Raw genomic sequence first — 9,003 nt, forward strand, 5'->3', positions numbered from 1 at the left:
ATTTTTCGATAAGAAAGCGCACGAGCCGGTTTGTGCGCTGGCCGTTCCAGGGCCGCACCTGACCGGATTGACGGACAGGCAGGAGTTTCATGGCCAGGACCGATATCGCTAGGCGCGTCTACAATCATACCTGGAAACTCGATCCGATCGTTCGCAGTCTGATCGATACGGATTTCTACAAGCTTCTGATGCTGCAGATGATCTGGAAGCTTTATCCTGAGGTCAATGCCTCCTTCACGCTCATCAACCGCACCAAGCGCGTGCGCCTCGCCGAACAGATCGACGAGGGCGAATTGCGCGAGCATCTCGATCATGCGCGCACGCTCAGGCTCGCCAAGAAGGAGATGATCTGGCTCGCCGGTAACAGCTTCTATGGCCGCGCACAGATCTTTGAGCCGGAATTCCTGGCCTGGCTCTCCAATTTCCAGCTGCCGGAATATGAGCTTTCCAAGAAGGACGGGCAGTATGTGCTGGATTTCCATGGGTCGTGGAAGGAAACGACCATGTGGGAAATCCCGGCCCTCGCCATCATCAACGAGCTGCGCTCGCGCGCAGCCATGAAGACGATGGGTCCCTTCACGCTTGACGTGCTCTATGCCCGCGCCAAGGCCAAGATGTGGGCCAAGGTAGAAAAGCTGCGTGAATTGCCGGGCCTGCGCATTTCCGATTTTGGCACCCGCCGCCGCCACAGCTTCCTCTGGCAGCGCTGGTGCGTGGAAGCGCTGAAGGAAGGGATCGGTCCGGCATTTACCGGCACCAGCAATGTATTGCTGGCTATGGATTCCGATCTCGAAGCCGTCGGTACCAATGCGCACGAGCTGCCGATGGTGGCCGCAGCCCTTGCCGAAACCGACGAGCAGCTCAAGAACGCGCCCTACAAGGTGCTGCGCGACTGGAACAAGCTCTATGGCGGCAACCTGCTGATCGTCCTGCCGGACGCCTTCGGAACGGCCGCCTTCCTGCGCGACGCGCCGGAATGGGTGGCCGACTGGACCGGCTTCCGTCCGGACAGCGCGCCGCCGATCGAAGGCGGCGAAAAGATCATCGACTGGTGGAAGAAGATGGGCCGCGACCCGCGCCAGAAGCTCCTGATCTTCTCCGATGGCCTCGATGTCGATGCGATCATCGACACCTACAAGCATTTCGAAGGCCGCGTGCGCATGAGCTTCGGCTGGGGCACAAACCTGACGAATGACTTCGCCGGCTGCGCGCCGAACGACAGTTCCGATTTCCTGCCGATTTCCATCGTCTGCAAGGTGAGTGATGCCAATGGCCGCCCGGCGGTGAAGCTCTCGGACAATCCGCAAAAGGCGACCGGTGAACCGGCCGAAGTCGAGCGCTATCTGAAATTCTTCGGCGCCGAGGATCGGACCGATCAGGCCGTGCTGGTCTAAGAAACGGAACGCGGCGCCGGCCAGTGCCGGCGCGGCTCTTCTGCCATCAGCCTGCTGCCGCGGCCTTTCGGATTGACGATGACACTGTCGTCAGGCGGGTGGGCGACGCCGAGCCTCTCGGCGAGCGATCGAGCGTCGGCTGGCGCCCGAACCTTCACATCGTTGTCGAAATAGACATAGACATCGCGGCCCTTCGCCGAGCGTTTCAGCGGCGACCTGATACGGCTGGCATCATCAGGCTCGATCCCGTGCGTCCAGGCATCGATGCGTCCAGCCCAGCGATCGAGCGCCTCATCGCTATAGCCGCTGACATAAAGCTGTTCCGTTCCGTGCAGCCGGCAATAGATGAAATTAGCCGTCACATCCATCAGCAACGGCCATTCCACGGTATCGGCGACCACCAGCCCGACTTTGTATTCACGCAGCAATTCGATGAAGTCGGGCGTGCAGAAACTGTCGTGGCGAATTTCCAGCGCGTGGCGCATGGGCTGCCTCGTCTCGCTCTTCGTCCAGGCACGGCCATCGAGCCGTTCGTCATGCCGCTTCGCGATCTCGGCCGCAGCATTTGTATCCTTGGGAAGCATTGCCAGAAACCGGGCAAACAGATCGGCATCGAATGTCAGGCTTGGCGGAAATTGCCAGAGGATCGGCCCGAGTTTCGGGCCTAGCCGCAGCAGGCCGGAGGCGAGGAAATTGGCAAGCGGCGTTTCGATATCGCGCAGGCGCTTGAGATGGGTGATGTAGCGCGATCCCTTGACCGAAAAGACGAAGCCTTCGGGCGTCTCGTCACGCCAGCGGGCGAAAACATCCGGCTTCTGTAACCCATAGAACGTGCCGTTGATCTCGATGGAGGGAAATTGCCGGGAGGCATAGGCAAGCTCGCTCTTCCTAGCCAACCTCTTGGGATAGAAGACACCGCGCCAGGGCGCATAGGTCCATCCCGATATGCCGATGCGGATCGTGCCTGTTTTCGCCATGGAAAAGGAACCGTGTCGGCGCGCACTTGTTCCCGCATAAAAAAGGCGCCGCTTTGCCGGCAGCGCCTCGCATCGCGTCGGACAAGATCAGCCGGCCGGCTTCAGCGAGCTGATGATGGCGATCAGCTCGTCGTCATGGGCGTCCTGCTTGCCCTTGGTGCCCCAATAGGTGATCAGCAGCAGCTTGCCTTCAGCAGGCGAAAGCACGGCAACGCCGATATTGACCGGCCCTTCCTTGTCGGTGCCATCCCAATCGAAGGTCTTCATCTTCATGCCGTTGATCTCGGCTTCGGACTCCTTCTGGGTCTTCTCCTCGATGCTCACGCCGTTCTTCTGCAGGAAGGCGAAGGCTTCGTCGATGATCTTGTCGCTGGTCTTCTCATCGGCAACGTCGATCGAAAGATAGATCGCCGAATCGGCCGACGAAGCGTCGATGCCGGTCTCCGTCTCCTTCGGTCCCCAGTTGTCGGGAATGGTGACGGTCGCGACCGGATCGTCGCTCGGAAATTCCAGCGTTTCCGCCTGGGCCATCACAGGCAGGAATGCCGCAAAGGCGGCCGCAATGATGAGTTTCTTCATGGTAGGTCCCCGGATGGTCGCGCCCCGGCGGGCAGCAGCCCTTGCCACCCCTCTCGCTCCGGATCACGCCACGCCCCTTTGTTATCGGCTTTTGCTTTGCCAAGCCTTACCGGGCGCGGGCCTGAAAGCACGCAATGTTTAAAGGCGCGGTCCATTTTTGGTGTCTTCAGGAAGTGGATGATGCAGGCGACGCGCGGAGCCACATCGCCAATGAGGCCATGTCAGGCAGCGAGCGGAGAGGCCCGAAAGCGCAAGGCTGCCTCGAGGCCATCAAGCGCTCCGCGCTATTTCTTTCGCTCAACTTTCCGCCTCTACGAATCCGGTCAGACACAACCTGACCTGGAGAGAAACCGTGGAAGCCAGCCCGAAAATCCTGCTTAGTTTCAAGGAAGTCACCGAGGTCACCGGCCTTAGTCGCCCCACCCTCTACCGGCAGATGAGGGCCGGCCAGCTTGGCTTTGTGAAGGTCGGAAGGCGCACCCTGTTTCGCCCTGCGGATCTGCAGGCTTTCGTCGAGAGCCACATCAAGGCGCCGGCCGAAACCGCCAACCGCACCGTCTGAAACGGGACAATGCCATGCTCCGAATACCTGAATACACGCCGTCGAAGATGGACGTGAACGATATCGCATGTCTGCGCCGTGACGTGTCGCTTGCCTTGACCGTCTCGCAACACGGCTACAAGCTCGATCGCAACGGGCAGGAGCTTGAAACCTGCTGCCCTTTCCATGCGGAAGACACCCCGTCCTTCACGATCTTCACAGGCAATGACGGTATCGAGCGCTTCCATTGCTTCGGCTGCGGCAGGAAGGGCGATGTGCTTGATTTCGTGCGCGAGGTGAAGGGCGTCGATCTGCCCGAAGCCATCCGCATTCTCGGCGGCGGCGTCAGCAGCCAGCCGAACCTTCGGCCGAAAACGGTCAAGGCGCGCGATCCCTATGAGGGCGTAACGCCGATCCGGCCGCCGGCGGATCTGTTGCGGGCCGGCCAGCGCGTGCGGCTCTACAATCCCAAGCGCAAGGGCGAGCGCTTCGAATGGGGCTCATTCGCGCCCTCGATGGTCTTTCCCTATCGCAATGCCGACGGGTCTCTATCAGGCTATGTGTTGCGCCATGATCTCGCCGATGGGGCTAAGGAAACGCCGATGGTGATGTTTGTCCGTCTGCCGGACGGGACCGAAACATGGTGCCGCTTCCCGTTCCCGAAGCTACGGCCGATCTATGGTCTGGAGGCGATCGGCAACCGGCCAGATATCGGCGAGGGAAAAGTGCTTGTTGTCGAGGGCGAGAAGTGCCGCGACAGGCTGCATGAATCGAGCGGGCGGGCGGTCGTTTCCTGGGCGGGCGGGACGCAGGGCGTCAAGCATACGGACTGGTCGCCGCTATCAGACCGCGACGTGCTCATCTGGCCGGATTTCGATCCCCCGGGCATGGCGGCGGCAAATGAAATCGCCGCGCAGCTGACGAGCCTTGGGGCGCGCATCCGGCTTGTCGGCTTTGCCGATATCGGTGCCGCAAGCGAGCTTGAGACCTATCGCGTCGAAGACTGGCGGGCCGGTCTCTATCCCGGTCGCGGCTGGGATTGCGCCGATGCGCTGGACGATGGATGGACACAAGCCGAGATCGATGCCTTCATGCAGGCCACGGTGCGCCCCTTCGCGACGCCGGGTGCACAGGACGAAAAGCCTGTAACGGTCGAGCGCGTCGGCCGCGCATCGCGGCGCAAAGCAGTCGTCCGTGACATGTCGCCACCGGCCAGAGAGGGAGACGACCGGCCGAGGCTCATCTTCCACGAAGCCGACCTTTCGGAAGCGGTGACGAGTGCCTGCCGCCTGGTGGTCGATGCCGGCGCGCGGCTCTACGCCCGCGATACGGCCCTGTTTCAGGCCGTCCGCGTTGCGGGGAAGGAAAAGACGGTGCTGGTTCTTGCCGATGAGAATGCGATCATCGACATCCTGACGAAACACGTGCTTTGGCTGAAGCCCGACGAGAGAAAAAAGCTCGGCTACAGGGATATATCCTGCCCGGCGCTGGTCGCGAGATCCGTCATTGCGCGACACGGCGATTGGCCTTTCCCGCAGATCAGGGCGATCGTTTCCCTGCCGACGATGCGCAGCGATGGCACCATCATCGATGCGCAGGGCTTCGACCAGCAATCGGGCATACTCTTTGAATCGGACAAGACATGGCCCGCAATACCCGAAAGCCCGGACAGGGCTGCGGCACTGGCGGCGCTGGACACCATCAGGAAGCTCATTTCGAGCTTCCCCTTCGTGGGCGGCGTCGATGAATCGGCAGCGCTCGCCATGATCCTGACGGCGGTCATCCGCCCCAGCCTCAAAACCGCACCGCTATTTGGCGTGAATGCGACGGCGCCCGGCACAGGCAAATCCAAGCTGGTGGATGTTGCCGCCATTCTGGCGACCGGCCGGGTCGCCGCGGTCAACTCCTATGCGGGCGACGATAACGAGCTGCGCAAGGTCCTGGAGTCGCGGCTCCTGCAGGGCGACAGTTTCATCAATCTGGACAATCTGTCGGTGGCGCTCCGCTCCGATCACCTTTGCCAGGTCCTGTCCCAGGAGGAGGTCAATATTCGCCCGCTCGGCAAGACCGTCTCGCTGGACTCGGCAACGGCGGTCATGTTCTGCGCCACGGGCAACGGCTTGCGCTTTGCCGGCGACCTGACGCGGCGCGTGGTGCTGATCAACCTCGATGCCGGCGTCGAGCGGCCGGAAGAGCGCGTCTTCGAAAGTGACGTCATCGAGGACGCACGCCGGCAGCGGGTGGAGATCGTCACATCAGCCTTGACGCTCCTGCGGGCATTCGTCGCCAATGAGGCCGACAAGGTCTCGCCGGTGCTCGGCTCCTTCGAGCACTGGTCAAACCTCGTCCGCTCCGCGCTCGTCTGGCTCGGCCTGCCCGATCCGCTCGGCAATGCGGTAAAGATCCGGGACAACGACCCGGAGAAGGAGCGCACGTCGGCGATCATTTCAGCCCTGCCGTCCGGCAAGCCCTGGGTCGCGGCCGATATCGCCAGGATGGTGGACGAGGGAGCCTTCGATCCGATCGGCAACCGCCGGCACGAGAGGCTGATTGATGCCCTGTCAGAGTTCATCGAGCGCGGGCGGCTGAATACCGCGCGTTTCAGCGGCTTCCTGCGCAAACACTGCGGTCGGATCGTCAACGGCCAGATGATCGTCAGTGCGGGGAAAAACCGCGTGAACGCGGCTCTTTGGAAGGTCGAAAACGCGGGGAAAAGCTGAGGCAAGGGCGCTGCCTACGTGACAACGCCAAGCCGCACGGATGCTCTCGTCGAAATGGATGTTCATCGCGGCAGCCAGCCAGAATCCCGCTCTGATGAGGGACTTTCAAATACCTCTCTGCATAGGATGCATAACTTGCATAGGATTTTCCATACGCCGTGTGGGAAATGTCAGACGGTGACATGACAGGCATTGAATCTGACATTTCCTATAGAGCAGTTTAAAACTGCCTATGCATCCTATGCATCCTATGCACCCAGCGAAGATTATCTACTTCGACAGCCAGCTTTCAAAATAGTGGCGCACGGCCGCACCCGCGCCGAAATGATCGGTCGTATCCAGCCTCCCAACCGCGCCGCGCACGACATCCGCCATAACGGCTGCAGGCACGATGCCGGACTTGACCATGCTTTGAAACAGTTCCTCCACCAGGATGATCGTTCCGATCGCTTCGTCTTCAGCCTTGAAATTCGCCATCGCTGGTCTCCCCTCTGCGTCGTTGGCAATGAAGTGGCTTTGAAGTGGCTATGTATCGAAAGGCCGGAGCATCTTGGCGACTTCGCGACAGACTCACAAGGGCTTGGCCTATTGAGACTGCGTGTATTTCGGGCGACTCATTTCCCGTGACCACTGCGATCACGTACACTTCCATTCGCAACAAGCCTTCAGCGAGAGCAACATGGATCAACTCAACAGCGAGACGCTTCCGAAGATAGAAAAGACTGCCGTAGACGCCGAAGCTATGCGCGGCTTTACAAGTGAGTCGGAATTCATGGGCCTGACTGTAGGCCTCGCTGTAGAGACCGGACAGTATGTCTGTATTGCTGCCTCTACCACCGGAGAGGAGCCGTCTTGGAACCGAGATCAGGCTGCGATCGGTGGCAACATGGTCAGGATGTACAAGCTAGTGGATGCGATGCTGGACCAGACCTGTAAGCATCGAGGCGAAATGAGCTTTCTGCTCGCTCGATTGGTTTTCGAAACGATCGTCAACGTACAATATTTAATCAGAAACTTTTCCACTTCGCTCATCAACTCTTACGTTGAACATTCGTTGAGGCATGAAAAGAAGCTGTGGAATGATATCGCCCAGCAGATCGTTGCCCGCGACGGCATCCTGCTTCCTATCGAAGACCGCATGCAGCAGTCCATTGAGCGGGCCTTCAGCGCTTCCGGCGTGAGAATGGATGACGTAGACCCGAAGAACAAGGCTCCTTGGGGCAATCGAAATCTCTATCAGAAGGCGGAAGCTGTTGGGCTCGATGCCCTCTACTTGTCCATGTTTGGCGGAGGGTCACATAGTATTCACGGCAGCTGGGAGGAGATTTACGGCAACCACTTAGATTGGGACGGTTCACGCTTTACGCCGAATCTTGAGTGGCAAAGGCCACGCCCGCAAGTTCTGTTAACGATTTGCCCCGTTATCGTTGAGAGCGTCTTCTCGTACTTCACCTTCATCTCTCACAAGCTGGCAGATGAACTCTTTGCCGATCCCCTTTACGATCTCCTGCAGCGTATCACATCGGTCAGCACCGCGCATGAGGCATATCTCGCCGGAAAGACGTGGCCAGAGATTTAGACGCACCTCTTTGATTGCACGGAGAGGAGTAGTTGCACTTCGTTACGAGATGGGTCCGATCTGCCCCACCCGGGGGGAAGTTGCGCGGCAACTGGCACGTAGATCACCGCTCAGATGCGTGACCCCTAAATCTGCTCCGGCTTGCGCCTTAGTGACAAGAAGGGACCCGGAGGTCCCGTTCAAGTCTTGTGTGTTGGACGGCATCTAGGAGACCACACAGCTGCTGGAACTTCACAGTAAGCTGTCGGCCTGCACCTCCTCATCGGCCCTCCCTGGAGATGATCCTACTCAATTTTGGAAAGCATTTGGAGCGGAGCGGGTAATGCTACCTTATATGCACCGACTCAGGGTAGTAACCGATCAGCGACGTTTTGCACGGGAGATCTTCAATGTCGGCTCCATGCGCCATCTGGACAACACGAACCCATAACAGCGGCAGAATGACTTTGCGCGATGCTGACTTTTACGATTCGCCGCGAGCAGGCGGGAAGTACGACATCACGCGCTCAGCGAAGATCAATCTTCAGTCTCTCTCTCCGCAACATAAAGCGTATCTCACTACGTGGCTTATGGATCAGAGGCGAGCGGGAAACACTTCGCCAACCATTACGTCTGCGGAGGTGGAGAGAGCTGAGGCAGCTAATCCCATGAGTATTACCGAGCGCCGTGATGGTCTCCTTGAAGCTATTGCAGCGCACACCCCGGAGTTAGGGGAACCGATGCGTTACTTTGACTACATCTATGCCGTGATGGGCGATTCTAGGGAAGAGAACTCCTATTGGGCACAACAGGATTACCTTCTGGCGGCTACCGAATCCGTGAAGGTTAGTGAAGTCGAGACCCTTATCAACTTCGCTGAAGATCAAGGCCTCCTCACGTCAAAGAGCGGGAATCTAGCACTCACGTTCGCTGGGTATGCACATCTCGAAGTGCTTCGAGCTGCTTCCCAAGACTCGCATCAAGCGTTCGTCGCTATGTGGTTCGGAGCGGAAGTCGCTGAAGCCTATAATCAAGGTATCGCGCCAGCAGTAAGCGATGCCGGATACAAGCCTATGCGGATCGATCGTAAGCGCGATTTTCGATGCGCATTGACGGCGGTTGACGGATACTCGCGCTTAGCTGGGTAGCAGTACCCAGCCTTATCAGGCCGCGATGGTCTTGGAGTAATTGAACGGCAGCAGGTCGCCAATGTCGGCAGTTTCTTCGCGCTGAG

General features: G+C 59.3%; 8 protein-coding genes. 5 read left to right on the top strand and 3 right to left on the bottom strand.

Annotated features, from left to right (window positions below; translation table 11 throughout):
• Positions 1-89 precede the first annotated feature (89 nt).
• Positions 90-1,394: a nicotinate phosphoribosyltransferase gene (pncB, locus tag AB4Z13_RS27800; RefSeq protein WP_439017023.1), complete on the top strand. Its 1,305-nt coding sequence runs from the start codon at positions 90-92 to the stop codon at positions 1,392-1,394.
• On the opposite strand, the gene AB4Z13_RS27805 is transcribed toward pncB, so the two are convergent.
• Complete coding sequence (locus tag AB4Z13_RS27805; RefSeq protein WP_439017024.1) at positions 1,391-2,371, bottom strand: DUF72 domain-containing protein; 981 nt, start codon at positions 2,369-2,371, stop codon at positions 1,391-1,393. The genes pncB and AB4Z13_RS27805 overlap by 4 nt on opposite strands.
• An 87-nt stretch (positions 2,372-2,458) precedes the next feature.
• Entirely contained in the window at positions 2,459-2,950 is a 492-nt protein-coding gene (locus AB4Z13_RS27810; protein WP_007827335.1) for a hypothetical protein, read from the bottom strand.
• Positions 2,951-3,302: 352 nt separating this feature from the next.
• Here AB4Z13_RS27810 and AB4Z13_RS27815 point away from each other — a divergent pair, with 352 nt between their 5' ends.
• The gene (locus AB4Z13_RS27815) at positions 3,303-3,512 is read left to right on the top strand and encodes a helix-turn-helix transcriptional regulator (protein WP_439017025.1); all 210 of its coding nucleotides are present in this window, start codon (positions 3,303-3,305) and stop codon (positions 3,510-3,512) included.
• Between the two features lie 14 nt (positions 3,513-3,526).
• A complete protein-coding gene (locus AB4Z13_RS27820; protein ID WP_439017026.1) occupies positions 3,527-6,211 on the top strand; it encodes a CHC2 zinc finger domain-containing protein in 2,685 nt (894 codons plus the stop codon).
• A 270-nt stretch (positions 6,212-6,481) separates the two neighbouring features.
• On the opposite strand, the gene AB4Z13_RS27825 is transcribed toward AB4Z13_RS27820, so the two are convergent.
• Positions 6,482-6,688 (bottom strand): hypothetical protein, encoded by a 207-nt coding sequence (locus AB4Z13_RS27825; RefSeq protein ID WP_439017027.1) that lies wholly within the window; start codon positions 6,686-6,688, stop codon positions 6,482-6,484.
• A 202-nt stretch (positions 6,689-6,890) separates the two neighbouring features.
• Between AB4Z13_RS27825 and AB4Z13_RS27830 the strand changes: the two genes are divergently transcribed.
• Both AB4Z13_RS27830 and AB4Z13_RS27835 read left to right on the top strand, forming a co-directional pair.
• Complete coding sequence (locus AB4Z13_RS27830; protein ID WP_439017028.1) at positions 6,891-7,790, top strand: DUF5677 domain-containing protein; 900 nt, start codon at positions 6,891-6,893, stop codon at positions 7,788-7,790.
• A gap of 647 nt (positions 7,791-8,437) precedes the next feature.
• Complete coding sequence (locus tag AB4Z13_RS27835) at positions 8,438-8,917, top strand: hypothetical protein (protein WP_442207340.1); 480 nt, start codon at positions 8,438-8,440, stop codon at positions 8,915-8,917.
• Positions 8,918-9,003 lie beyond the last annotated feature (86 nt).

Origin of the sequence: Rhizobium sp. YAF28, from assembly GCF_052113285.1 — a bacterium.
Classification (GTDB): domain Bacteria; phylum Pseudomonadota; class Alphaproteobacteria; order Rhizobiales; family Rhizobiaceae; genus Rhizobium.

What these genes read in the sequence shown, in the direction of transcription:
- pncB (WP_439017023.1), top strand. Translation starts at nt 90, where the DNA reads ATGGCCAGGACCGATATCGCTAGGCGCGTCTACAATCATACCTGGAAA.
- AB4Z13_RS27805 (WP_439017024.1), bottom strand. Translation starts at nt 2,371, where the DNA reads ATGGCGAAAACAGGCACGATCCGCATCGGCATATCGGGATGGACCTAT.
- AB4Z13_RS27810 (WP_007827335.1), bottom strand. Translation starts at nt 2,950, where the DNA reads ATGAAGAAACTCATCATTGCGGCCGCCTTTGCGGCATTCCTGCCTGTG.
- AB4Z13_RS27820 (WP_439017026.1), top strand. Translation starts at nt 3,527, where the DNA reads ATGCTCCGAATACCTGAATACACGCCGTCGAAGATGGACGTGAACGAT.
- AB4Z13_RS27825 (WP_439017027.1), bottom strand. Translation starts at nt 6,688, where the DNA reads ATGGCGAATTTCAAGGCTGAAGACGAAGCGATCGGAACGATCATCCTG.
- AB4Z13_RS27830 (WP_439017028.1), top strand. Translation starts at nt 6,891, where the DNA reads ATGGATCAACTCAACAGCGAGACGCTTCCGAAGATAGAAAAGACTGCC.
- AB4Z13_RS27835 (WP_442207340.1), top strand. Translation starts at nt 8,438, where the DNA reads ATGAGTATTACCGAGCGCCGTGATGGTCTCCTTGAAGCTATTGCAGCG.